Genomic DNA, 24,762 nt, shown 5'->3' on the forward strand with positions numbered 1-24,762 from the left:
GCAGGGCCGCGCGGCCCGTCGGTAGGGTGGAGCAATGGCCGACCAGACCCCGCATCCGCTCGACGCTCCCGACGCCGATCCCTTCGAGATCGCAGCCCGCGCCGCCGCGCAGATCGCCGACGCGACCGGCGTCGACAAACACGACATCGCCCTGACGCTCGGTAGCGGTTGGGGTAAGGCCGCCGACGCGATCGGCGAGACCACCGCGACCGTCCAGGCGACCGAGATTCTCGGATTCTCGAAGCCCGCTGTGCACGGGCACGGCGGCACCCTCCGCTCCGTGCTGCTGCCGACCGGCAAGCGAGCGCTGATCATCGGCGCCCGCACCCACTACTACGAGGGCTATGGCGTCCGGCGGGTCGCACACAGCGTCCGGACCGCGGCCGCGACTGGCGCCTCCGTGATGATCCTGACCAACGGCGCCGGCGGCATCAAGGAGCACTGGACGCCCGGCACTCCCGTGCTCATCAGCGATCACATCAACCTCACCGCCGATTCGCCGCTCGAGGGCGCGACGTTCATCGACCTGACGGACCTCTACTCCGCGCGCCTGCGCGAACTCGCCCGCGGCACGAGGCCGGAGCTCGACGAGGGCGTGTATGTGCAGTTCCGCGGGCCGCACTACGAAAGCCCAGCGGAGGTACAGATGGCGAAGATCATCGGCGGCCACATCGTCGGCATGTCGACCGCGCTCGAAGCGATCGCCGCGCGCGAGGCGGGAATGGAGGTGCTCGGCATGTCGCTCATCACGAACCTCGCCGCGGGCATCCAGAAGACGCCGCTCAGCCACGAGGAGGTCCTCGAGGCCGGCCGCGACGCGGAGGACGATCTGGCGCGCCTGCTCGCCGGGATCACGGGCACGCTGTGACCTCCGACGTCCGTGCCCTGGCGGAGGACTGGCTGGCGCAGGACCCCGATCCCGAGACACGCGAGGAGCTCGTACGCCTGCTGACCGCGTCCGACGCCTCCGCTCGGGCCGAGCTCGAAGACCGCTTCGGCACCCGTCTCGCCTTCGGTACGGCGGGGCTCCGGGGCGCCATCGCCGCGGGCTCGAACCGGATGAACCGCGTGCTCGTCTCGCAGGCTGCCGTCGGTCTCGCCGAGCACCTGCTCGCGCAGGGCATCGGGCGTCCGACGGTCGTGATCGGCTATGACGGCCGCAAGAACTCGCGCGTGTTTGCCGAGGACTCGGCGGCGCTGATGGCGGGCGCGGGCATCGACACTATGCTGCTGCCGCGCCTGCTGCCCACCCCTGTGCTCGCGTTCGCGGTGCGGCACCTCGGTGCCGACGCCGGAGTGATGGTGACCGCCAGCCACAATCCTCCGCAGGACAACGGCTACAAGGTGTACCTCGGCGGGGTCGACGCGGGGTCGCAGATCGTGCCACCCGCCGACACGGAGATAGCCGAGCGGATCCTCGAGGTCGCGCGGACGAAGCGCGTCCCGGACCTGCCCCGCGGCCAGTTCCGGCTGGCCGACGAGTCCGTCGTCTCGGCGTATATCGAAGCGACCGCGGCGGTGGGCCGGCAGTCTGCTCCACTGCGCGTCGTTTACACGGCGATGCACGGGGTCGGCTGGGAGACCGCCCACCGGGTTCTCTCTGCGGCGGGCTTCGACGAGCCGGCCGTTGTCGTCGAGCAGGTCGAGCCCGACGCTGCCTTCCCCACCGTCACTTTCCCGAATCCAGAGGAGGCGGGTGCGCTCGATCTGGCTTTCGCGACCGCGCGCTCCGGCCGCGCCGAGTTGATCATCGCGAATGATCCCGACGCCGACCGCTTCGCCGCCGCCGTTCCGGATGGGTCCGCGCCCGAGGGTTTCCGCCGCCTCACCGGCAACGAGGTAGGAGCGCTGCTGGGCTGGCGTGCCGCCGAGCAGGCCAGCCGCGACGGCCGGAAGGGCGGCGCACTCGCGTGCTCCATCGTGTCCTCCCCCGCACTGGGCGCCGTCGCGCACGAGTACGGGCTCCACTTCGCCGAGACGCTGACCGGCTTCAAGTGGATCTCACGGGTGCCCGATCTCGTCTTCGGCTATGAGGAGGCGCTCGGCTACCTGGTGAACCCCGGCACGGTCCGCGACAAGGACGGCATCTCGGCGGCTCTCGCCTTCCTGTCGCTCGCGAGCGAACTCGCCGCGGAGGGCCGAAACATCGACGACGAGTTGGAGGCGTTCGCCGAGCGGTTCGGCCTGTTCGGATCGGAGCAGATCTCGCTGCGCGTGACCGACCTGTCTGAGATCAGCCGCATCATGGCCGGGCTGCGGGCGACTCCCCCGACCGGAATAGGTGGCCTCGCCGTGGCGCGCACAGAGGACTTGCTGTCTCCGGGTGGTGTGTTGCCGCCGACGGATGCACTGCGCTTCTCCCTCGACGGGGCGCGCCTCATCGCGCGCCCCAGCGGCACCGAACCGAAGGTGAAGCTCTACCTCGACGCGTGGTCGACCGATCCGGATGCTGCTGCCCGTCGCTCCGCCGTCTCGTCGCGCCTCGCCGCCCTCCGCTCCGGAGCCACGGCCCTCCTCGCCTGACCCGGCTCCCCTGCCCAGGCAACCCAGGCAACCCACAGAAGGAGGCCTCTCTCCCTTGAAAGGCAGAGGGCGCGCGTGAGAATCGCGTGCCAGCGATTTGAAGCAGCCCGACGCACCCCGCTCCCCAGAACGCCCCCCTCACGAAGCCAACCGCGCTGAGCCGCGCAGGGAACGGCTCAGAATCAAGCACAGCTCGGCTGACGGCCCTAGAGGCCATCAGCCGAGTGCGCGCTCGATCTTGGCGGTGATCTCGTTTTGGTCGAGGTAGTTGTCGATGACCACGACCTCGGCGAAAGTCGGGCCGAGACGGCCGACTAGCTCCGCCGACGTGAGGATGATCTGAGCGTCGGCGGCGAGCGCGCCGACCGAGTCGAGGTCGGACGCGATCACCTCGGCCTCGAGGTCGAGGGACTCCAGAGCGCGCTCTGTTCCAAGCTTGAGGATGGCGGAGGTGCCGATTCCGGCGCCGCAGAGGGTGACGATCTTCATGCGCTTCTTCCCTGAGGAGTGTGCACAGTGTCGCCTGTCAGGACAGCGTTGATGCTGCGGACAGTGCGGGCGGCGGCGAGCGCGCCGACCGCGTCCGGGCGGCTCAGCACATCGGCGAGCCCGGAGACGAAGCCGACGTGGCCGTGCGCCTGGGTTGCCGCGATGCCGATGACGACCGCGACCGGGTCGTTGGTGCTGTGCCCGAAGACGACGGGCTCGGCGAGCGTCACAACCGAAAGGCCGTCGGCGAGCACGTCGTTGCCCGGCCGCGCATGGGCGAGCGCGAGCCCAGGAGCGATCACGATGTAGGGCCCGAGCACGTCGACCTGCTCGACCATGCGGCGCGAGTAGCCGGCACCTACGGCACCGGTACGTTCGAGGGCGCGCCCGGCTTCGAGGACGGCCTCTCGCCAAGACGCCGCGAAGTGCCGCAGCGTGACCGCCTCGCCCGGCAGCGCGTCGAGCGGCATGTTCAGGCCGCCTCGAAGCCGGCGCTGATCGTCTCGATCAGTTCCCGCCGCTCATCGAGCGGGAGGAAGCTGGCCTGCGCCGCATTGAGCTGGAAGGCCTCGAGGTCGTCGAGGTCGTAGCCGAAGGCGTCAGCGAGCAGAGCCAGCTCACGGCTCAGGGTTGTCGCGCTCATCAGGCGGTTGTCGGTGTTCACCGTCACGCGGAAGCCGAGCTGGTAGAGGAGGTCGAACGGATGATCGATCAGTTCTGTGCCCCAGGCGGCGACCGCGCCGGTCTGGAGATTGGACGAGGGGCTGAGCTCGAGCGCGATCTCGCGGTCCTTCACCCACTCCGACACGTCGCCGAGCGTGACGTAGCTCGCCTCGTCGTCCTGACGCTCAACGCGGATGTCCTCCGCGAGCCGGACGCCGTGCCCCAGGCGCAGAGCGCGCCCGTCGAGCAGCGCCGAGCGGATGCTGTCGAGACCGTCGGCCTCGCCCGCGTGCACGGTTGTCGGGAAGTGCGCGGCGGCGAGTAGTTCGAAAGCGGGACGGTGCAGGGCGGCCGGGTAACCCTTCTCGACACCGGCGATGTCGAAGCCGATGGCCCCACGCTCGCGATGCCGCAGCGCCAACTCGGCAATGTCCAGTGAGCGGTCGGTATGGCGCATGGCGGTGATCAACTGCCCCACGCGGAGCCGGTGGCCCTCTGCCGCCGCCTCGTGAACGCCCTGCTGCAGCCCCTCCTGCACCGCGTCGACGGCCGCGTCGAGGGTGAGACCCGCGCGCAGATGCTGCTCGGGCGCCCAGCGAACTTCGCCGTACACGACGCCGTCGGCCGCGAGGTCGAGGACGAATTCACGGGCGACCCGCTCGAGCGCTGGTGCCGTCTGCATCACGGCAATGGTGGTCGCGAACGTCGTGAGGTACTCGCGGAGCGAGCCCGAGTCGGCCCTCGCCCGGAACCACTCGCCGAGCGCCTCCGGCTCCTCGGCAGGCAGCGCAACGCCGGTCTCGCGGGCGATCTCGATGATCGTCGCGGTGCGCAGGCCGCCGTCGAGGTGGTCGTGCAGCGACACTTTGGGGAGCTCATCAATGACGATGCCCTCGCCAGGGAGGAGGTACTCCTCGGTGTGATCGGTCACGGTGCTCCTCGCGGCTCGGGCGGTTGCTCGCGGACAACATTAGAGGGTCGGCGAAGTCGCCTCACTGAGCGGCGCCTCCCCGGCCGCGAACGGCACGATCGACTCGTCCAACCGACCCTGACTCGCAGGATCGAGCGAGTCCTGAGAGCCGATCGCGATTGTGCGAGCCGCACGTTTCCGCCGCGAACGGCGGTCGGCCTCAGGAGACGCGCTCAGCCACCAGCGGGCCGCCGTCGAGCACCTCGTCGCCCTCGTCACCCACCCGATACGCGCCCTCCAGCGCCTGGAGGGCACGCGCAAACCGCTCCGGCTCGTCGGCCAAGAGCGTGAACAGCGGCTGCCCGGCTCGCACGACATCGCCCGGCTTCGCATGCAGGTCGATGCCCGCCGCGTGCTGGACGATGTCCGACTGCCGGGCCCGGCCGGCGCCGAGCCGCCACGCAGCGATCCCGAAGGGCAGCGCCTGCTGCTCGACGAGCACTCCGTCGCGCTCGGCGAGTACGACGTGCTCGTCGCGCGCCTCGGGGAGCGGCGCCTCCGGGTCGCCGCCCTGTGCCCGGATGACCGCACGCCAGGTGTCCATCGCCGCGCCCCCGTCTAGCGCGCCTTCGACGTCAGCGTCGGGCTGCCCAGCCAGCGCGAGCATCTCGCGGGCCAGGGCCAGGGTGAGTTCGCGCACATCCGCAGGACCGCCACCGGCCAGGACCTCGACCGACTCCCGCACCTCGTTCGCATTGCCGATGGCCAGGCCGAGCGGCACAGTCATGTTGGTCAGCAGGGCAGTCGTACGCACTCCCGCATCGTTGCCGAGATCGACCATCGTTCGCGCCAGTTCGCGCGAGCGCTCGATGTCGACCATGAACGCGCCCGAGCCGAACTTCACGTCGAGCACCAGGGCGTCCGTCCCCTCCGCAATCTTCTTCGACATGATCGATGAGGCAATCAGCGGAATCGCCTCGACCGTGCCGGTGATGTCGCGCAGGGCGTAAAGCTTTTTGTCGGCCGGGGCGAGACCCGATCCGGCGGCACAGATGACTCCGCCGACGGTGCGGAGCTGCTCCAGCATGTCCTGCGTCGACAGATCCGCACGCCACCCCGGGATCGACTCCAGCTTGTCGAGGGTGCCGCCGGTGTGGCCGAGCCCCCGACCCGAGAGTTGCGGCACCGCCACACCGAAGGAGGCGACCAGCGGCATCAACGGCAACGTGATCTTGTCGCCCACCCCGCCGGTGGAGTGCTTATCCACCGTGCGCTTGCCGAGCCCGTCGAAGTGCAGTCGCTCACCGCTGGCGATCATCGCGAGGGTGAGGTCGCGGATCTCGTCGCGCTCCATGCCGTTCAGCAGCACAGCCATTGCGAAGGCGGCCATCTGCTCGCCCGCGACGTAGCCGCGGGTGTAAGCGTCGACCAGCCACTCGATCTGGGCGGTCGAGAGCGTGCCGCGATCGCGCTTGATGCGGATGATGTCGACGGCATCGAAGTCCTCGACGTGGGTGGTGCGGGTCATGCGGGTCCTCGGTTCAGGATGGGGAGTCGAAGAGGCGGTGGCGCTACTCGCCCGCATACGCCTCAAGGGTGCGCGGGCCGAATGCGTCGGGGATGACCTCGTCGATGCTCCGCAGGCCCGACACGGTGTCGAGCACCATGCCGTCGGCCGAATGCTCGAAGAGGAGTTGGCGGCAGCGCCCGCAGGGCATCAGCGTCGCGCCGTGCCCGTCAACGCACGTGAACGCGACGAGGCGTCCTCCGCCGCTCATGTGCAGGGCCGAGACGAGCGCGCACTCCGCGCACAGACCCAGTCCGTACGAGGCGTTTTCGACGTTGCAGCCGGCGACGATCCGGCCGTCGTCCACGAGCGCTGCGGCGCCCACCGGGAACCTCGAGTAGGGCGCGTACGCCCGGCCCATCGCGTCAAGAGCAGCGTTGCGCAGCGCCTCCCAGTCGATATCGGTCACGACGATTCCCCTCACGACTTCACATACGGTTTGCCGGCGGCTGCCGGTCCGCGGGACTGCCCGACAAGGCCGGCGACCGCGAAAATCGTCACCACGTAGGGCAGCATCAGCATGAACTCGCTCGGCACCGGCGAGCCGATGACGCCGAGCACATTCTGCAAGTTGGTCGCGAAGCCGAACAGCAGCGAAGCGAGCGTCGCGCGGATTGGGTCCCAGCGCCCGAAGATCACCGCGGCGAGCGCGATGAAGCCCGCGCCCGCGGTCATCTCCTTGCCGAACGCGCCCACAGCGTCGAGCGTGTAGTAGGCGCCGCCGACTCCGGCGATGGCTCCGGCCAGCGAGACGTTCCAGAACCGCGTGCGCGCGACGTTGATCCCCACCGTGTCGGCCGCCTGCGGGTGCTCGCCGACCGCGCGGAGGCGCAGGCCCCACCTGGTCGAGAACAGTCCCCACCACACGGCGGCAATCGCCACGTACATCAGGTAGACGATGACCGTCTGGTTGAACAGCACGGCGCCCACGATCGGCACCTGGCTGAGCACCGGGATCGGCAGCCGCTCGAACTTCACCGGCGAGTTGAAGGTCGAGGCGTCGGCCGAGAGCACCTGCGAATAGAGGAAGCTCGTGAGCCCTGTCACCAGCACGTTCAGCACCACGCCGACGATCACCTGATCGACCAGGTACTTGATCGCGAAGGCCGCGAGGACGAACGAAACCAGCACGCTCGCGACCATCGCTGCGAGCAGGCCGAGCACAGGCTGGCGGGTCAGCGAGCCGACCATCGCCGCCGTGAACGCGCCGGCCAGCAACTGCCCCTCGATCGCGACGTTGACCACTCCGACCCGCTCCGAGATCACACCGCCGAGCGAGCCAAAGATCAGCGGAGTGGCGAGGCCGACCGTCCCGAGTAGCAGACCCGAGACAGGCAGCGCAGCACCGGCCGAGGCCCAGACCAGGAAGCCAATCAGGAAGACCAGCGCGAAGACCACCGACAGCCAGAGCGGAATCCTCCGCCCCGCCCGCGTCAGCGCTGCCGACACGGCGGCTAGCGCGACCAGGACGAGCGCGACCACAATGCCCGTGGCCCGGGTGGGGAACGGCACGTCCGGAAGTGCGACGAAGTCGGTGCCCGCCGCGAGCCGGAACGAGCTGGTCCCGTCGCGGCCCAGGGCCACGAAAAGCACCACGGCAACCAGCGCGAAGACACCGAACGCGATCGGGGCCTTCCAACTCCGGATCACGACCCGATCGGGGGCAGTGGCGACGGCGGTGCTCATGCAGACACCTCCGAGGCGCGGACCGGGCGGCGCTTCGGGGCGGCCCCGGGCGTCGGGAGACGGAAGATCGCGCGCACTAGCGGCGGCGCGGCGATGAAGAGGACGATCAGCGACTGGACGACGAGCACCACGTCGATCGGGATGCCCTCGGCAGCCTGCATCGAGTAGCCGCCAGCCTTGAAGGCGCCGAACAGGATGCCGGCGAAGAACACGCCCCAGGGACGCGAGCGGCCCAGGAGGGCGACCGTAATCGCGTCGAAGCCGATACCGGCGTCGATGCCGGAGGTGAACCCGGTGGTGACGGTCCCCATCACCTGGGCGCTCCCGGCGAGACCCAGCAGGCCACCGGAGAGCAGCATCGCGACGACGTAGCTGCCCTTGACGTCGATGCCCGCGACTCGGGCCGCGTGCGGGTTCTCGCCGACCGCGCGGAACTTGAAGCCGACGCTCGAGCGGTTCAGCAGCCACCAGACTCCGACGGTCGCGAGGACCGCGAAGACGAAGCCGAGCGTCAGCGAGTATCCCGGGCCGAGGAGGGCGGGGAAGACGGCCGTCTCCTTCATGCCGGGCGACTTCGGGTTGTTTGATCCAGGAGCCTGCAGCGCACCAGGGGTGCGCAGCAGATAGGAAAGGAGGTAGAAGGCGACGTAGTTCAGCATGATCGTGAGGATCACCTCGTGCGCCCCGGTACGCGCCTTGAGCAGGCCGACCAGCCCGCCCCAGAGCGCTCCGCCCAGGATGCCCGCGGCGAGTGTGACGATCAGGTGGACGCCCCACGGCAGGTCGAGGGAAAATCCAACCCAGCCCGCGCCAGCCGCGGCGATCAGCATCTGACCGCGACCGCCGATGTTGAACAGGCCGACGCGGAAGGCTAGCGCCACACCGAGGCCACCCGCGATCAGCGGAGTCGCGAAGGCGAGGGTGTCGGTCAGCGGCTTGATGCCGTTCGCGAAGCCCTCGCGGCGGAAGTTGTAGACGGAGCCCTGGAACAGGGACGAGTACGCCCCCGAGACCGACTGCCAGATCGCCTGCAGAGTATCGAGCGGGCGGGCGAAGAAGTAGCCGGATGCCGCCTGGACCTCCTTGTCAGTGGCGGCGATCAGCACGCCGCCCGCGATCAGCGAGAGCAGGACGGCGAGCACGGACATCAGGGCTGTGCCGGAGAGGATCTCGCGCAACACCCGCGAGGCGCCACTTTCGATCGGGCCGGGTCGTGCCTCCTGCCCCGGCTTCTGGCCGGGCTCAAGCCCCCGGGGCTTCTCGATCTCGGCATCGGGGTCGACGCCGGGCAGTTGCGCGTCGCTCACGCCGCCGCTCCCTTCTCGGCGGGAGTCTGCCCGGCCATCATCAGCCCCAGGACCTCGCGGGGAGTGTCGGCGGGCACGATACCGATGATCCCGCCCTTGTACATGACCGCGATGCGATCGGCGAGAGCGGCGACTTCATCCAGCTCGGTCGAGACCACGATCACGGGAACGCCGGTGTCGCGCGTCTCGACGATGCGCTTGTGCACGAACTCGATCGAGCCGACGTCGATCCCCCGGGTCGGCTGCGCGGCGATGAACAACCGCAACTCGCGGCTGAGTTCGCGCGCGAGCACGACCTTCTGCTGGTTACCGCCGGAGAGACGGCCGACGTGGGTGGCGATGCCCTGCGCGCGGACGTCGAACTCGCGCACGCGCTCCTTGGCGAAGCGCTCCAACTCCTTGAGACGCAGACTCAGGCCCTTGACGAAGGGGCCGGAGTCGGAGCGGTCGAGCATCAGGTTCTCGGCGATCGTGAACTCCGCGACCAGGCCGTCCTCGGTGCGGTCCTCGGGGACGAAGCCGACGCCGGACTCGAGCACGCGACGAACCGACAGTCCGTCGAGGCGTCGGCCGTCCAGCGTCACCGAGCCCTCGACCCGCTCCTGCAATCCCATGATTGCCTCAGTGAGCTCGGTCTGGCCGTTGCCCTGGACGCCCGCAATGGCCAAGATCTCACCGCAGCGCACCTCAAATGACACGTCATCGACGACGGCCTGCCCGTTCGCATCGCGCACGGTGAGGTTGCTGACCACGAGAGCCTCGTCACCCGCCTGCGCAGGCTCCTTCTGCACGGTCAATTCCACCGCGCGGCCCACCATCAGCGAGGCCAGCTCGGCGTTACTCGCGGTCGGCGACGCCTCCCCGACCACTTTGCCGAGGCGGATGACCGTGATCCGGTCGCCGACCTCGCGCACCTCGCGCAGCTTGTGGGTGATGAAGACGATGGCCGTCCCGGCCGCACGCAGCTGGCGCATGATCGCAATCAGCTCGTCCGTCTCCTGCGGCGTCAGCACCGCGGTCGGCTCGTCAAACACGAGAACCCGGGCATCACGGGACAGCGCCTTGATGATCTCGACGCGCTGCTGCACGCCGACGGGCAGATCCTCGACGATCGCATCCGGATCGACGTCGAAGCCGAAGCGATCGGAGATCTCGCGGACCCGGGCCTGCGCGGCGGCAAGGTCCAGGCGTCCGCCAGCCTTCGTCTCCTCATGGCCGAGCATGACGTTCTCGGCGACCGAGAACACGGGGACGAGCATGAAGTGCTGGTGGACCATCCCGATGCCCGCCTTCATGGCGTCGCCCGGGCCGGAGAAGCGCCGAACCGCATCGTCCAGCAGAATCTCTCCCTCCTCGGCCTGATAGAGGCCGTAGAGCACGTTCATGAGCGTCGACTTGCCAGCGCCGTTCTCACCGAGGAGACAGTGGATCTCACCGGGTTCCACGGTGAGATCGATGTGGTCGTTGGCCACGAGCGCGCCGAAGCGCTTCGTGATGCCCCGCAGTTCGAGCTTCATACGACCAATCTAACTTTCGGTTCGGGCCTCGATGCGCCGCGCGATGGGGTTCGGCCCCGGACCCACGAAAAGGCCGGTAGGCCCGAGAAGTGCTCGGACCCACCGGCCTCTTGACGTGAAGGACTACGACGCCTTCGGCGCCGAGGGCGACGTGACGGTGATTGAACCGGCGATGATGCCCTGCTTGATGGTGTCGAGCTCGCCCTTCAGGTCGGCCGACACCTTCGACTCGAACTCGTGGAACGGCGCGATCCCGACGCCGTCATTGTCGAGCGTGCCGACGAACGGGGTGGGGTCGAAGGAATCGGCGCCGGCAGTGCTGGTGACGTCCGTCGTGCCCGCTTCGATGCCCTTGAGGATCGACGTCAAGTACAGATCGGCACCGTCGGGGTACGTCTGGTACAGGTCGGCGTCGACGCCCACCATCGCAATGTCCTTACCGGAGTCGCGGATCGCCTCGATCGCGGACTGGAAAATCGGACCGCCGACGGGGAGGATCACATCCGCGTTCTGATCGATCAGCGACTGCGCGGCCGACTTCGCCTCGATGCCCGCCGCGAATCCGCCGGTGAAGGAGCCGGTCTGCGCATCGACGTCCCAACCGACGACTTTGACGTTCTTTCCCTTCTGCTCGTTGAAGTACTTCACGCCGTCGGCGTAGCCGTCCATGAAGATCGTGACGGTCGGGAACTGCTGCCCACCGTACGTGCCGACAACGCCGGTCTTCGAGTAGGACGCCGCCGCGTAACCGGCGAGGAACGCCGCCTGCGACGTGTCGAAGGTGATCGGCTTGACGTTCGGCAGGTCGATCGACGCATCGTCGATGATGGCGAACTTGACGTCAGTGTTGGCCTTGGCTGCGGCCGCGGTCGCATCGGCCAGTGCGAAACCGACTGTGACGATCAGGTTGCAGCCCTGGTCGACCAGGCTGGTGAGGTTCGGCGCATAGTCGGTCTCGGACTCGGAGGTCGCCGTTTTCGGAGTGACGCCGAGCTGCTCCGACGCCTTCACGAGTCCGTTGTAACCAAGCTCGTTGAACGACTTGTCGTCGAACCCGCCCGCGTCGGAAACCATGCAGGGCAGGAAGTTGCCGCCGGCAGCGGCGCTCGAGCCGCTGGTCGCGGGGGCGGAGGCGCAACCGGCGAGAAGCGCGGTGACGCCGAGGGCGGCAAGAGCGCCGAACGCGGCCTTACGCGAGGTGATAGTCAAGATGTCGTCCTCCAAGAAAGCGGCCCCGCGACGAGCGCGGCAGGGCATCGATTGGTCCACGTTACCGACTGCGTCAAGCCGCTCAGCCGCCGCGGGCCCTGCTGGGAAGGAAGCGTTACACAGTGTTGATCTTCCCGTGATGCGCGGGGCGCATCACGGGGGCGGTTGGCCAGGAAGGTGGTGCGTTCCGCAGAGCCGGGAGCGTCGGGCTGGCCTGAATCGCTCGCACGCGGCAGTGTTCGATCCCGAGCCGCGAGGCGGCTCGGCGCGGCTGGCCGGGTGGGCGGTGCGATCCGCAGAGCGAGGGACGTCGGGCTGGCCGGAATCGCTCGCACGCAATTCCGGCTCGCGGCCCTCTCCCCTACGAAAGCCCGTGCCGGTTGCTCAGCGATCAGCGCCAAACCACCGCGGAGAAAGCCGACACACCACGGGGAACACAGTGTGTCCGCCGGAGAGCGGCGTCTCGCTGGTGGGAGGGCCGCGCTTCGGGGGCGTCAGGGGTGGGGCTAGAGGACGTCCGTGCGGCCCGAGAGGCGGAGGGCGTCCACGACGCCCTTGACCTTTTGCGCGTTCTCCGTGGTGGTGACAAGGAGAGCGTCGGGGGTATCGACGACGACGATGTCCTTCACTCCGATGAGAGCGATGGTGCGGTTGCCGCCGCTGACCACAATGCCCGTCGCGGAGTCGGCCAGCACGCGTGCATCCTCGCCGAGGATCGCGAGGTCCGAGCGCAGGCCGCTCGCGTGCAGCTTCGCGATCGACGCGAAGTCGCCCACATCGTCCCAGGAGAAGTGTCCCCGCACGACGGCGAGCCTCCCCGTCGCGGCGGCCGGCTCGGCAACGGAGTAGTCGATGGCGATCTTTTCCAGGCCGGGCCAGATGCGGTCGACGACAGCGCCTCGTTCGGGGGTGTCCCACGCGGCGGCGAGCTCGAGCAGGCCCGCTAGCAGTTCCGGCTTGGAGCGGCCAAGCTCCTCGAGGAGGCGGTCGGCGCGCGCGATGAACATGCCTGCGTTCCACAGGTACTGACCGCTCGACACGTAGGAGCGGGCCGTCTCGGCGTCGGGCTTCTCCACGAAGGAGTCGACGGCGAGCGTGTTCGACGCTCCGTCGATCGCCAGGTGCTCGCCCGTGCGGATGTAGCCGAAGCCGACGGCCGGTTCGGTCGGGGTGATCCCGATGGTCGCGATGTAGCCCGCGTCCGCGGCGACGACGGCCTCGGCGACCGCGTCGTAAAAGAGCTGCTGCCCGCTGATGACGTGGTCGGCGGCGAACGATCCGATGATGACGCCCGGCTCGCGGCGCTCGAGGATGGCGGCAGCGAGCCCGATCGCGGCAGAGGAGTCGCGCGGCTCGCTTTCGAGGACAACGTTGAAGTCCTCGAGGCTCTCGAGCTGCTCCTCGACGGCGGCGCGATGTGCGCGGCCGGTCACGACCATGATCCGATCAGCGCCTGATATCGGTGCGAGGCGGTCCCAGGTGTCGCGGAGAAGTGTCTGCCCCGATCCCGTGAGGTCGTGCAGGAACTTCGGCGCATCGGCCCGGGAGAGCGGCCACAGTCTCGAACCAATCCCGCCGGCGGGGATGACGCTGTAGAAGCGGTCGAGCGGGGCGCGGCCATCGGTCTCAGGTGGTGTCATGACCGCAGGATACAAGGGAGCCGCCCGCGTCCGTCCGTTCACCCCGGGGCGCGCCACCGTTCACCTCTGCGACGTAGCGTCCGGGATGTGAGAGTCGCGGTCGTTACCGAGAGCTTCCTGCCGTCGTTGAACGGCGTGACAACGAGCGTCCTGCGGGTGCTCGACGAATTCGCGGCGCGCGGGATCGAGGCACTCGTCATCTGCCCTGCCGCCGGCGCGCCTGCCCGCTATGCCGGTCACCGAGTGGTCGAGCATCCCGCGATCGCCTACCGCGACTTCCCCGTCGGCATCCCCACGCTCGCCCTCACCCGTGAACTCGCCGCTTTTGAGCCCGATGTCGTGCACGTCGCCTCGCCCTTCTTCCTCGGCGCCCGCGCGATTGCTTCCGCCAGCCGGCTGGGGGTCCCGAGTATCGCGATCTACCAGACAGATGTCGCCAGGTTCGCCGCGCGCTACGGCATCCGCGGCGCCCGCGCCCTCGCTTGGCGGGTGATCCGCCAGATCCACGCCGCCGCCGACCTCACCCTCGCCCCCTCCACCAGCGCCCTCGATGATCTGACCGCAGCCGGCATCGACCGCACGGCCCTCTGGGGGCGCGGAGTGCAGAGCGACCGCTTCCACCCGCGGATGCGCTCCTCCTCTTACGCTCGGGCCGTTCGCACAGGTCTCGACGAGGGCGACACCCTGGTCGGCTACATCGGACGCCTCTCCCCTGAGAAACGAGTCGAGCGGATGGCGGCCCTCACCTCCCTCCCGCGCACCGCGCTCGTCGTCGGCGGCTACGGCCCCTCCTCAGCCCGGGTCGCCTCTGCACTCGGGCCAGGGGCACGGATGCTCGGACGTCTCGACGGCGAACGACTCCCCGCCGTGTTCGCGGCCCTCGACGTCTTCGTGCACACCGGCACCGAGGAGACCTTCGGCCAAACCGTTCAGGAGGCGCAGGCGTCCGGAACCGCGGTCGTCGCTCCCCACGCGGGCGGACCCACCGATCTGATCGAGCACGGTGTCGACGGCCTTCTTTACGCACCCGAGAGCGACTCGGACCTGCGCCGCCAGGTCGAGCGCCTGGTTGGCGACCCGCTCGTGCGCGCCCGGCTCGGGGAGGCCGGCCGACGCCGGGTGCTGAACCGGACCTGGAGCGCTCTGACGGACGAGCTGCTGGCGCATTACGCAGCCGCCGGGGTCCCTTCACTCTCGGTACCTCGCAGCTAAGGCTCGCCTAAGCCGCGCCTGTCGGCGCCGACGCCTAGGATTGAAGAACGAGTTTCTCGTCGCTCCCCGCCCCGTCCCCGTCGCTGAGACGCGGAGTCCGGTCAGGCTGTCGGAGCACAACCAGGGAGGGTTGTTCGTGTCGGTTTCAACTGCTCACACCCTCGCACCCCGGAAGCAGGGGAAGATCCGGCGTCCGGCCGGCACCCTCTACCGCGGTCGCGAAGGCATGTGGTCATGGGTGTTACACCGGATCACCGGTGTCGCCATCTTCTTCTTCCTCCTCGTGCACGTCCTCGATTCGGCTCTCATCGCGGTGAGCCCGGAAGCGTATAACGCGGTTATCGGAACGTATAAGAATCCGATCATGGGACTCGGCGAGACGGGACTCGTGGGCGCTATCGCGTTCCACGCGCTCAACGGCCTCCGGATTATCCTGGTCGACTTCTGGAGCTGGGCAACCCGCAATCAGCGCGTCCTCTTCTGGGTCGTCATCGGGCTGTGGGTCGTGCTCATGCTCGGCTTCGCGCCGCGCCACCTCATCAACGTCTTCAGCGAGGGAGGAGCGCAGTGAGTACCGTCGCCGCACCGCGCACCCCGCACACACCGACCCGCTCCTCCGGCACCAACTGGGAAAAGTGGGGCTGGATCTATATGCGTGCCTCGGGCGTCGTGCTGATCGTCCTGATCTTCGGGCACCTGATCTATAACCTCCTCTTCGGCGACGGCATTAAGGCCATCGACTTCGGTTTCGTCGGCGGCAAACTGGCTAATCCGTTCTGGCAGTGGTGGGACGTCCTGATGCTGTGGCTCGCGTTGATCCACGGTGGCAACGGCATGCGCACGCTGGTCAACGACTATGCGACGTCGCCGTTACTCGCCCGCGCCTTCAAGGGCGGGATCCTCGTCGCTGTCGTCGCGCTCATCGCCCTCGGCACCTGGGTCGTCTTCGCGTTCGACCCCTGCCCCGCGGGCGCCGATCCGGCAGTGCTTGCGTCGTTCTGCTCGGCGTGACCTCCGGAGCCACGCGCTCCTGTCCATCCTTCCTCCCTTCCCGCACATCGGAGCAACTCCCCCGTGAGCACACCAGGTCACTCCCACACCGGCGCCGACCAGAGCGCCTTCGCGCAGACCGTCGGACCCGACGGTGTCCACTACCATCAGTTCGACGTGGTGATCGTCGGAGCCGGCGGCGCCGGCATGCGGGCGGCCATCGAGGCAGGTCCGAAGGCGAAGACGGCGGTCATTTCCAAGCTGTATCCGACCCGCTCGCACACCGGAGCGGCACAGGGCGGCATGGCTGCGGCCCTCGCGAACGTCGAAGAGGACAGCTGGGAGTGGCACACCTTTGACACAGTCAAGGGCGGCGACTATCTCGTCGACCAGGACGCGGCCGAGATTCTCGCGAAAGAGGCCATCGACGCGGTCATCGACCTCGAGAACATGGGCCTCCCCTTTAACCGCACCGACGAGGGCAAGATCGACCAGCGGCGCTTCGGCGGACACACCCGCGATCACGGCAAGGCGCCCGTGCGCCGGGCTTGCTACGCGGCCGACCGCACCGGCCACATGATTTTGCAGACGCTGTTTCAGAACTGCGTCAAGCTCGGCATCAACTTCTACAATGAGTTCTATGTCCTCGACCTGGTCATGACCGAGGTCGACGGCGTTTCACAGCCTTCCGGTGTGGTCGCGTACGAGCTGGCAACCGGCGAACTACACGTGTTCCAGGCGAAGGCGATCATCTTCGCGACCGGCGGCTTCGGCAAGATCTACAAGACCACCTCCAACGCGCACACTCTCACGGGTGACGGCGTCGGCATCATCTGGCGCAAGGGCCTGCCGCTCGAGGACATGGAATTCTTCCAGTTCCACCCGACTGGCCTCGCCGGGCTCGGCATCCTCCTCACCGAGGGAGCGCGGGGCGAGGGCGCGATTCTCCGTAATGCCTCGGGTGAGCGGTTCATGGAGCGCTACGCCCCCACCATTAAAGACCTCGCGCCGCGCGACATTGTGGCCCGCTGCATGGTCCAAGAGGTGGCGGAGGGACGAGGCGCCGGCCCGCACAAGGACTACGTGCTGCTCGATTGCACCCACCTGGGCGCCGAGGTGCTCGAGACGAAGCTCCCCGACATTACCGAGTTCGCCCGCACCTACCTGGGCGTCGATCCGGTCGTCGAGCCGGTACCGGTCATGCCGACCGCGCACTACGCGATGGGCGGCATCCCCACGAACGTCAAGGCGGAGGTGCTCTCGGACAACACGACCGTTGTCCCCGGCCTGTATGCCGCAGGTGAGTGCGCCTGCGTCTCGGTACACGGCTCGAACCGCCTCGGCACCAACTCGCTCCTCGACATCAATGTCTTCGGTAAGCGCAGTGGCAACAACGCTGCCGACTACGCCAAGACCGTCGACTTCACGCCGCTGCCCGCTGACCCGGCCGGTGCGATCCGCGACATGCTCGCCTCGCTCCGCTCCGCGACCGGCACCGAGCGGATCGCCTCGATCCGCAAGGAGCTGCAGGACGAGATGGACAAGAACGCGCAGGTCTTCCGCACCGACGAGTCGCTCGAGTCGGTCACCGACACTATTCAGCGCCTGCGCGACCGGTTCCGCAACATCTCCGTGCAGGACAAGGGCAAGCGCTTCAACACAGACCTTCTCGAGGCCGTCGAGCTGGGCTTCCTGCTCGACCTCGCCGAGGTCGTCGTCTACTCGGCCCGTAATCGCAAGGAGAGTCGTGGCGGCCACATGCGCGACGACTTCCCCCAGCGCGACGATGAGAATTACATGCAGCACACGATGGCGTACCTCTCTGGTGACGCCCACTCCTCCGATGCCGGTGACCACATCCGGCTCGACTGGAAACCCGTCGTGATCACCCGGTACCAGCCGATGGAGAGGAAGTACTAGCCATGTCGACCGCTACCCTCGAGCAGCCGCCCGCCGCCCCTGCGGCTCCGGAGGCGTTCACCGTCACATTCATCATCCGCCGCTTCGACCCCGAGGTGGACGCGGAGCCGTGCTGGCAGGACTTCGACGTCGAGATGTACTCGACCGACCGCGTCCTCGACGCTCTGCACCGCATCAAGTGGGACCAGGACGGGTCGCTGACCTTCCGCCGGTCCTGCGCGCACGGCATCTGCGGCTCGGATGCGATGCGGATCAACGGCCGCAACCGCCTGGCCTGCAAGACGCTGATCAAGGATCTCGACATCTCGCAGCCGATCTACATCGAGGCGATCAAGGGACTGCCCCTCGAGAAGGACCTCGTCGTCGACATGGAGCCGTTCTTCGCCTCCTACCGCGAGGTTCAGCCGTTCCTCGTCGCGAACACCGCCGCTCCTCACGGCAAGGAGCGCGTGCAGTCGGTCGCCGACCGTGCCCGCTTCGACGACACCACCAAGTGCATCCTGTGCGCCGCGTGCACCTCGTCGTGCCCGGTGTTCTGGACCGACGGGCAGTACTTTGGGCCCGCCGCGATCGTGAACGCCCACCGCTTTATCTTCGACTCCCGCGACGACGCGGGCGGAGCGCGCCTGGACATCCTCAACGACAAGGAGGGCGTGTGGCGCTGCCGCACGACCTTCAACTGCACGGAGGCATGCCCGCGTGGCATCCAGATCACGCAGGCGATTGCCGAGGTCAAGCAGGCCGTGATCCGCGGCCGCGCCTGACGCTCGCGCTTGACGGAGGCCGTCGTGCACGCTCGATTTTCGAATCCAACGTGCGCGGCGGCCTTTCTCGTGTGCCGCCATCCCTCCACAGGCGCTGATCCGGCGGATTGTCCACGGATGCGGTGCACCGAAGTCGCGACATCCGCGGACGGCGTGAGGCTGGGGGCATGTTCACCGGCATCGTCCACCTGTCCGAGCTTCGAGCGCTCGGCATCGACCCTCGCACCGCCGTCCGCGACGGGACGCTGCAACGCCTCCGCCCGGCCTGGTTCGCTGCGCCCGGGGCGCCGCCCGAGCAGATCCGGGCCGTCCTGGCCGCTGGCGTCGTCTCCTGCATCTCGTTCTTCTCCGCGCGAGGCGTCCACCGGCCCGAGGACGACCGCCTGCACCTCGGAGTGACCGGCTCCAGCAGCGCGCGGTCGCCCAGCACCGATCTGGTGCTGCACTGGGGCGGCCGGACGCCGCCCGGGCGCGGACCGTCCGCCGAGGCCACTGCCGAACGCGCACTCGAGCACGTCCTGCTCTGCCAACCGCCCGACCATGCGGTCGCCGTTATCGACTCCGCCCTCCACCTCGGAGTTCTCGGCCCAGGCCTCCTCGCCAGCACTCTCGCGCTGCTCCCAGCCCGCCTCCGGCCTCTGCTGCCTGCCTTCGACGGTCGCGCGGAGTCGGGCCTGGAGTCGCTGACGCGGTTCCGCCTCCGCGCCTGCGGCATCCTCTGCCGGCCGCAGGTCGAGATCGCCGGAGTGGGGAGGGTTGATCTCCTCGTCGATGACTGGCTGGTGATCGAGCTCGACGGGCGCCGCTGGCATGCGGTCGAGGAGGCGTTCGTGCGTGATCGTCGGCGCGACGCGGCGGCGGCCCGCCTCGGCTACGCGGTTCTGCGGTTCGGATATGCGGACGTTGTGCACGACTGGGACCGGACGCTAGCCACCATCCGCGCAACCGTCGGACGCGGGCGGACGCGGTGAGCGGCCGATGCCGCAGCGCACGCTCCTTTCGGCCGCTGAGCACGCGACGCGACGCAGAGCGTGCGCAGTGGACTCGGCGGCGCGTCACTACGCTGGGGGACATGACGGAGGCTGACACCCCCCGAGGGATTCCGGCCCTGTTCGAGAGGGTGATGCGGACCCGGCCGGTGCGTGTGTTCCTGCACTACTCCGAGACGGGTGGACCACTCTTCGCCTCAGGACTCGCGTTCCAGGCGCTCTTCGCCGTCTTCGCGGCGCTCTTCGTGTTCTTCGCCGTCTTCGGCTTCTGGGTGCGCAGCGACTCCGTGCTCCGCGACTCGCTGCTCGAGCTCGTCGCACGCTCCGTGCCGGGTCTGATCGGCGACAAGAACGCACTCGTCTCGGTCGACACGCTCCTTGACTCCTCGATCCTCGGCTGGACAGGAGTGATCGCCGCGGTGGGCCTGCTCGGGACGGCACTCAACTTCCTCGGCAGCCTGCGCCAGGCGGTGCGACTGCTCTTCTCGCTCCCCGGCCCTACCACGCTGTTCCTCCTGCTCAAGCTCAAGGACGCCGGCCTCGCTCTGGTGTTCGGGGTGGTCCTCCTCGTCTCGGCCGCCCTCTCGGTGTTCTCGACCTCTTTCATTGATGTCGCTCTCGCCTTCCTCGGGATCGGAAGCGACTCGCCGGCGAGCCGAATCGCAGGTGGGGCGGTGGGCCTGGTCATCATGCTCGCGCTCGACACCGTGACCCTCGCAGGATCCTTCCGCATCCTCTCGGGTATTCCGATCCCGTGGCGGAATCTCTGGCCGGGGTCCCTGGTCGGCGGGATCGCGCTGGGCGCGCTGAAGGTCTTGGGCACACAGCTGCTGGGGGGCGCGGCTCGCAATCCGCTGCTCGCCTCATTCGCCGTGCTGATCGGTCTGCTCATCTGGTTTAACCTCGTCTGCCAGGTGATCCTGATCGCCGCGTCGTGGATCTCCGTGCGGATGAGTGACACGGGTATCTCGGCGCGCAGGCTCACTCCCCGCGAGCTGGAGGAGGAGCGGGAAAAGCAGCTCCGAGCCGCGCGCCGCACGCTCGCCGAGGCCGAGCGGGAGCGGTTGCAGAGCGCCCTACCCGAAGCCTCCCTCTTCACCCGCCGTCGGCTCGAGAAGCAGCTCGCCAGGCTCGAGAAGGAGCTCGACGACACTCGGAGCTGAGCCGGTCCGCGCCAGGGCTACTGCCGTTCAGCGCCACGGACGCGAGGTCGAGGCGCGCGTGGTTGGACACCCGGCAGAATGGCGTCCACCGCGCATGTCCGTTTTTGTTGACTTCACGAACAAACGGGTCTAAAAAGATGAGAACGCAGATCCGAGGTCTGTCCAGACATCGCGGGTCCAGCGAACGACCACGGCGAGACGACGGAGTCCACATGTACGCACCGGAGCGGCACCATGCGATCCTCGAACGCACCCGCCTCGATGGGCGCGTCGAGGTCCGCGACCTCGCACTCTCCCTCGCTGTGACGCCCGAGACGATCCGTCGGGACCTCACGAGCCTCGAGAAGCGCGGACTGCTGCGCCGGGCACACGGAGGCGCGATCCCTGTCGAACGCCTGGGCATCGAGCCCGAGGTCGCCGCCCGGGAGGGGTACCTCGCCGGCGAGAAGGATCGCATCGCCACCGCCGCCCTCGCCGAGGTACCTGATGGCGGCTCCATTGCGATCGACGCCGGCACGACGACGGTGCGCCTGGCAGAACTGCTCCCCCTCGACCGCCGACTGACGGTCGTCACCCACTCCCTCCCCGTCGCGGTGGCGCTCGTCGGCCGGCCCAATATCGACCTCCACCTCATCGGAGGCCACCTGCGCGGAGTGACGCAGGCTGCGGTCGGCCCCTGGGTCGCTCAGGTAATCTCCTCCGTCTCGGTGGACGTCGCCTTCATCGGCACGAACGGCATCAGTCGGGAGCGCGGGCTCACGACGCCCGACCTCGACGAGGCCGTCGTCAAGTCCGCGATCATTGCCTCCGCTCGCCGCGTGGTGGTGCTCGCCGACCACTCCAAGTTCGGCCGCCAGGACTTCGGGCACGTCGCCCCGCTGTCCGCGATCGACACCGTCATCACGGACCGCGATGTCGACGACGAACTCGCCGACGACATCGAGTCCGCCGGCCCGGAGGTCGTCCGCGCATGATCGTCACCGTCACCGCCAACCCGAGCATCGATGTCACCCTTTCCACGAGTGACTTCGCCATCGGCGAGGTGAACCGCGCCCACGATGTCCGCCGCGACCCCGCAGGCAAGGGAGTCAACGTTGCGCGAGCCCTCGCTCGCAATGGCGTGGCGGCGACAGCGGTCTACCCGGCCGATGCCTCGACCGGGTTCGATCTCTCGGCCATGCTCGAGGCGGCAGGAGTGCGCTCGGCCAGCGTGGCGATCGCCCGCCCCATCCGCACCAACATCACCGTGGTCGACGATCACACCGGCCGCACCACCAAGATCAACGAGCCTGGCCCCGTCGTCACGGCCGAGGAGGCGCGAGCACTCGCGGAGCTGATCAGCGAGCAGGTCTCGGCCTCACCCCGCTGGCTGGTTGCCTGCGGCAGCGTGCCTCCCGGCCTCGGAGCGGACTTCTACCCCGCCCTCGGTCGGCTCGCCCAGCACGTCGGCGTCCCCCTCGCCGTCGACACCTCGGGGGCACCCCTGACCGCGATCGTCGCGGCCGGCACCGCCACCCTGGTCAAGCCCAACCTCGAGGAGCTCGAAGAACTCCTCGGCCGCTCCCTGACGACGGTCGGAGACGCCGTCACCGGAGCCCGCACCCTCCTGCAGCTGCCTGACGCGCGAGCGCTGGTCAGTCTCGGAGAGCACGGCGCCCTCCTGGTCACGGCGCACGCGTCGTGGTGGGCCGGCGCCCCCGCTGTCGTGCCCCTCAGCACGGTCGGGGCCGGCGACAGCACGCTCGCCGGCTACCTCTCCTCCGTCGAGGCCACGGAGGCGGAGCGCCTCGCGACAGCCGTCGCCTGGGGCACCGCCGCCGTCCAGCTCCCGGGTAGTGAAGCCCCCGGACCCAACTCCCTCCGCCTCGACGACGTCATCGTCCTCGAGAATCCCGAACCCCACCTCCCGATTGGAGAACTGAGCGCATGACTGCTCTCACCGAGGCGTCGACCGTCATCGTCGACCTGTCCGCCGCCACGAAAGACGAGGCCACCGCGCAGCTCGCGAAGACGCTCGCAGACGCAGGCCGCGTCACCGATCTCGACGGCTTCCTGGCCGACGTCCGCGACCGCGAGTCGCAGATGGCCACCGGAATGCCCGGCGGCATCGGCATTCCCCACGCCCGCTCGTCGCACGTCGTCGTACCGAGCGTTGCCGTCGGCATCGCGAAGCAGGGCGTCGACTTCGGTGCCCCCGACGGTCCCGCCGACCTGATCTTCCTGATCGCAGCCCCTGACGGTGCCGACCAAGCGCACCTCAAGATCCTCGCTCAACTCGCCCGCAAGCTGATCCACGAGTCGTTCACCGGTTCCCTCCGCGCCGCCGCCAGCGGCCAGGAGGTCGCGGACATCATCGCCAGAGAGGTCGTCGTCTCATGAAGATCGTCGCCGTCACCAGCTGCATTGCAGGCATTGCGCACACCTACATGGCGGCGGAGGCCCTCGAGCAGGCCGCCAAGAAGAAGGGGTACGAGATTCAGGTCGAGACCCAGGGCGCTGCCGGCTCCGACCCCATGTCAGACCAGACCATCGCCGACGCCGATGTCGTCATCCTTGCCGCCGACCTCGAGGTCCGCGGCAAGGACCGCTTCGCGGGCAAGCCCACCCTCGAGGTGGGCACGTCGGAGGCGCTCGCGAAGGCCGCTGACGTGATCGACCGCGCCGCCGCAAAGGTGGCGGCGGCACCGGCCGCCTCCGCACCGCGCTTCGTCGCCGTCACCAGCTGCATCGCGGGTATCGCGCACACCTACATGGCGGCGGAGGCGCTTGAGCAGGCCGCGAAGAAGCGGGGCTACCCGATCCACGTCGAGACCCAGGGCGCAGCCGGCTCGGACGAGATGAGCGCCGGCGACATCGCTGCCGCCGACGTCGTCATCCTGGCCGCCGACCTCGACGTGAGGGGTCAGGAGCGCTTCGCCGGGAAACCCGTGCTCCGGGTCGGCGTGGCGGAAGCGCTCTCTCGGCCCGACGAGGTCCTCGACCGTGCGCTCGCCCTGCGCGGGTCCGGATCGGCGGCGCCCGCCCGCCCGACCCCGACCGCGGCACCCGTCGCGCCGAAGAAGGTTGGCGTCGGCACGCGCATCCGGCAGAACCTCATGACCGGCGTCTCCTACATGATCCCGTTTGTCGCGGCGGGTGGTCTACTGATCGCTCTCTCGTTCCTGTTCGGCGGCTACACGATCGTCGATTTCACGGCTCAGCAGATCATCGACGACGGCTTCAACGTCATGAACATCACTGACTGGGCCGGAGTGATGTTCCTCATCGGTGGAGCGACCTTCGCGTTCCTCGTGCCGGTTCTCTCCGGCTTCATCGCCTTCGGCATCGCCGACCGCCCCGGCATCGCCCCGGGCTTCCTCGGTGGCGCGGTCGCCGTCACCGTCGGCGCCGGGTTCCTCGGCGGTCTCGCCTCCGGTTTCATCGCCGGCTACGCGGCGCTCTACATCTCGCGGATCAAGCTGCCCGCGGCGTTCAAGTCGTTGATGCCCGTCGTGATCATTCCCCTGATCGCGACCTTCATCACCGGCTTCTTGATGTTCGTGGTGCTCGGCGCTCCGCTGCGCGCACTGAGCGAGGGCCTGTCGGCCTGGTTGTCCGGCCTGACGGGCGGCAACCTGATCATCCTCGGCATCATCCTGGGCCTGATGATGGCGTTCGACATGGGCGGACCGGTCAACAAGGTGGCCTATGCCTTCGCGACCACGGGTCTTGCCTCCGTCCCCGCCGATGGCGACCCGAATTCGGTGCAGTTCAAGGTGATGGCGATCGTGATGGCCGCCGGGATGACGCCTCCGCTGGGCCTCGCTCTGGCCACGTCGCTCCGCAAGCGCCTGTTCACCGACGCAGAGCGCCAGAACGGGAAGGCGGCGTACCTGCTCGGCGCGTCCTTCATCTCGGAGGGGGCGATCCCGTTCGCCGCGGTTGACCCGCTGCGCGTGATCCCCTCGGCGATGGTCGGTTCGGCCGTGACCGGAGCGCTGGTGGCGCTGTTCGGCTCGACCCTCCGTGCCCCCCACGGCGGTGTCTGGGTGACAGGTCTCGTCGGAGAGCCGGTGCTCTACCTGATCGCGATCCTCGTCGGGATGGTCGTGACCGCCGTCTGCGTGATCATCGCGAAGAGCGTCACGCGTGCTGCCGTAATCGCCGACGTGCCTGAGCCCGCTGCGGCCCAGCCCGTGGCCGCCTGACTCCCACCGACCGGCCGTCCTGAGCG

At 68.7% G+C, this 24,762-nt stretch carries 23 protein-coding genes; 13 read left to right on the forward strand and 10 right to left on the reverse strand.

Annotated elements, in window-relative coordinates:
* Nucleotides 1–34: 34 nt before the first annotated feature.
* Both HRF29_RS04760 and HRF29_RS04765 read left to right on the forward strand, forming a co-directional pair.
* A complete protein-coding gene (locus HRF29_RS04760; RefSeq protein ID WP_173245302.1) occupies nucleotides 35–868 on the forward strand; it encodes a purine-nucleoside phosphorylase in 834 nt (277 codons plus the stop codon).
* On the forward strand, nucleotides 865–2,523 hold the full coding sequence (locus HRF29_RS04765) for a phospho-sugar mutase (RefSeq protein ID WP_173245305.1): 1,659 nt from the start codon (nucleotides 865–867) through the stop codon (nucleotides 2,521–2,523). Before HRF29_RS04760 ends, HRF29_RS04765 begins: the two co-directional genes overlap by 4 nt.
* A 216-nt stretch (nucleotides 2,524–2,739) precedes the next feature.
* Here HRF29_RS04765 and HRF29_RS04770 read toward each other — a convergent pair whose 3' ends face one another.
* The 10 genes from HRF29_RS04770 to HRF29_RS04815 form a co-directional block, all read right to left on the reverse strand.
* Nucleotides 2,740–3,012, reverse strand: coding sequence for a PTS sugar transporter subunit IIB (locus tag HRF29_RS04770; protein ID WP_173245308.1), 273 nt, complete (start codon nucleotides 3,010–3,012; stop codon nucleotides 2,740–2,742).
* A complete protein-coding gene (locus HRF29_RS04775; RefSeq protein WP_173245311.1) occupies nucleotides 3,009–3,482 on the reverse strand; it encodes a PTS sugar transporter subunit IIA in 474 nt (157 codons plus the stop codon). The genes HRF29_RS04770 and HRF29_RS04775 overlap by 4 nt, the downstream gene beginning before the upstream one ends.
* 2 nt (nucleotides 3,483–3,484) lie before the next feature.
* Complete coding sequence (locus HRF29_RS04780) at nucleotides 3,485–4,606, reverse strand: adenosine deaminase (RefSeq protein ID WP_173245314.1); 1,122 nt, start codon at nucleotides 4,604–4,606, stop codon at nucleotides 3,485–3,487.
* A gap of 199 nt (nucleotides 4,607–4,805) precedes the next feature.
* Nucleotides 4,806–6,113, reverse strand: a complete 1,308-nt coding sequence (locus HRF29_RS04785) for a thymidine phosphorylase (RefSeq protein WP_173245317.1) — start codon at nucleotides 6,111–6,113, stop codon at nucleotides 4,806–4,808.
* A 43-nt stretch (nucleotides 6,114–6,156) separates the two neighbouring features.
* Nucleotides 6,157–6,561, reverse strand: coding sequence for a cytidine deaminase (locus HRF29_RS04790; RefSeq protein WP_173245320.1), 405 nt, complete (start codon nucleotides 6,559–6,561; stop codon nucleotides 6,157–6,159).
* A gap of 11 nt (nucleotides 6,562–6,572) precedes the next feature.
* Entirely contained in the window at nucleotides 6,573–7,838 is a 1,266-nt protein-coding gene (locus HRF29_RS04795) for an ABC transporter permease (protein WP_173245323.1), read from the reverse strand.
* Nucleotides 7,835–9,145 carry an ABC transporter permease gene (locus HRF29_RS04800; protein ID WP_343043651.1) on the reverse strand — a complete coding sequence of 437 codons (1,311 nt, stop codon included), beginning with the start codon at nucleotides 9,143–9,145 and terminating at the stop codon, nucleotides 7,835–7,837. The genes HRF29_RS04795 and HRF29_RS04800 overlap by 4 nt, the downstream gene beginning before the upstream one ends.
* Nucleotides 9,142–10,662 carry an ABC transporter ATP-binding protein gene (locus HRF29_RS04805; protein ID WP_173245326.1) on the reverse strand — a complete coding sequence of 507 codons (1,521 nt, stop codon included), beginning with the start codon at nucleotides 10,660–10,662 and terminating at the stop codon, nucleotides 9,142–9,144. The genes HRF29_RS04800 and HRF29_RS04805 overlap by 4 nt, the downstream gene beginning before the upstream one ends.
* A gap of 123 nt (nucleotides 10,663–10,785) precedes the next feature.
* Complete coding sequence (locus HRF29_RS04810) at nucleotides 10,786–11,871, reverse strand: BMP family lipoprotein (RefSeq protein ID WP_173245329.1); 1,086 nt, start codon at nucleotides 11,869–11,871, stop codon at nucleotides 10,786–10,788.
* Nucleotides 11,872–12,377: 506 nt separating this feature from the next.
* Nucleotides 12,378–13,511, reverse strand: coding sequence for a mannose-1-phosphate guanylyltransferase (locus HRF29_RS04815; protein WP_173245332.1), 1,134 nt, complete (start codon nucleotides 13,509–13,511; stop codon nucleotides 12,378–12,380).
* Between the two features lie 87 nt (nucleotides 13,512–13,598).
* Between HRF29_RS04815 and HRF29_RS04820 the strand changes: the two genes are divergently transcribed.
* The 11 genes from HRF29_RS04820 (at nucleotide 13,599) to HRF29_RS04870 (ending at nucleotide 24,736) form a co-directional block, all read left to right on the forward strand.
* The gene (locus HRF29_RS04820) at nucleotides 13,599–14,723 is read left to right on the forward strand and encodes a glycosyltransferase (protein WP_173245335.1); all 1,125 of its coding nucleotides are present in this window, start codon (nucleotides 13,599–13,601) and stop codon (nucleotides 14,721–14,723) included.
* A 136-nt stretch (nucleotides 14,724–14,859) separates the two neighbouring features.
* The gene (sdhC, locus tag HRF29_RS04825; RefSeq protein WP_173245338.1) at nucleotides 14,860–15,294 is read left to right on the forward strand and encodes a succinate dehydrogenase, cytochrome b556 subunit; all 435 of its coding nucleotides are present in this window, start codon (nucleotides 14,860–14,862) and stop codon (nucleotides 15,292–15,294) included.
* On the forward strand, nucleotides 15,291–15,734 hold the full coding sequence (locus HRF29_RS04830; protein WP_173245341.1) for a succinate dehydrogenase hydrophobic membrane anchor subunit: 444 nt from the start codon (nucleotides 15,291–15,293) through the stop codon (nucleotides 15,732–15,734). Before sdhC ends, HRF29_RS04830 begins: the two co-directional genes overlap by 4 nt.
* Nucleotides 15,735–15,890: 156 nt before the next feature.
* On the forward strand, nucleotides 15,891–17,633 hold the full coding sequence (gene sdhA / locus HRF29_RS04835) for a succinate dehydrogenase flavoprotein subunit (protein WP_173246003.1): 1,743 nt from the start codon (nucleotides 15,891–15,893) through the stop codon (nucleotides 17,631–17,633).
* Nucleotides 17,634–17,635: 2 nt separating this feature from the next.
* Nucleotides 17,636–18,397 carry a succinate dehydrogenase iron-sulfur subunit gene (locus HRF29_RS04840; protein WP_173245344.1) on the forward strand — a complete coding sequence of 254 codons (762 nt, stop codon included), beginning with the start codon at nucleotides 17,636–17,638 and terminating at the stop codon, nucleotides 18,395–18,397.
* A gap of 167 nt (nucleotides 18,398–18,564) precedes the next feature.
* Entirely contained in the window at nucleotides 18,565–19,368 is an 804-nt protein-coding gene (locus HRF29_RS15110; RefSeq protein WP_173245347.1) for an endonuclease domain-containing protein, read from the forward strand.
* Nucleotides 19,369–19,469: 101 nt separating this feature from the next.
* Nucleotides 19,470–20,549: a YhjD/YihY/BrkB family envelope integrity protein gene (locus tag HRF29_RS04850; protein WP_173245350.1), complete on the forward strand. Its 1,080-nt coding sequence runs from the start codon at nucleotides 19,470–19,472 to the stop codon at nucleotides 20,547–20,549.
* Between the two features lie 212 nt (nucleotides 20,550–20,761).
* A complete protein-coding gene (locus HRF29_RS04855; RefSeq protein WP_173245353.1) occupies nucleotides 20,762–21,523 on the forward strand; it encodes a DeoR/GlpR family DNA-binding transcription regulator in 762 nt (253 codons plus the stop codon).
* Nucleotides 21,520–22,479, forward strand: coding sequence for a 1-phosphofructokinase family hexose kinase (locus HRF29_RS04860; protein ID WP_173245357.1), 960 nt, complete (start codon nucleotides 21,520–21,522; stop codon nucleotides 22,477–22,479). Before HRF29_RS04855 ends, HRF29_RS04860 begins: the two co-directional genes overlap by 4 nt.
* Nucleotides 22,476–22,928, forward strand: coding sequence for a PTS sugar transporter subunit IIA (locus HRF29_RS04865; RefSeq protein ID WP_173245360.1), 453 nt, complete (start codon nucleotides 22,476–22,478; stop codon nucleotides 22,926–22,928). Before HRF29_RS04860 ends, HRF29_RS04865 begins: the two co-directional genes overlap by 4 nt.
* Nucleotides 22,925–24,736, forward strand: a complete 1,812-nt coding sequence (locus HRF29_RS04870) for a PTS fructose-like transporter subunit IIB (protein WP_173245363.1) — start codon at nucleotides 22,925–22,927, stop codon at nucleotides 24,734–24,736. The genes HRF29_RS04865 and HRF29_RS04870 overlap by 4 nt, the downstream gene beginning before the upstream one ends.
* Nucleotides 24,737–24,762: the final 26 nt, after the last annotated feature.

Source organism: Rathayibacter agropyri (assembly GCF_013249015.1).
GTDB classification, from domain to species: Bacteria; Actinomycetota; Actinomycetes; order Actinomycetales; family Microbacteriaceae; genus Rathayibacter; species Rathayibacter agropyri.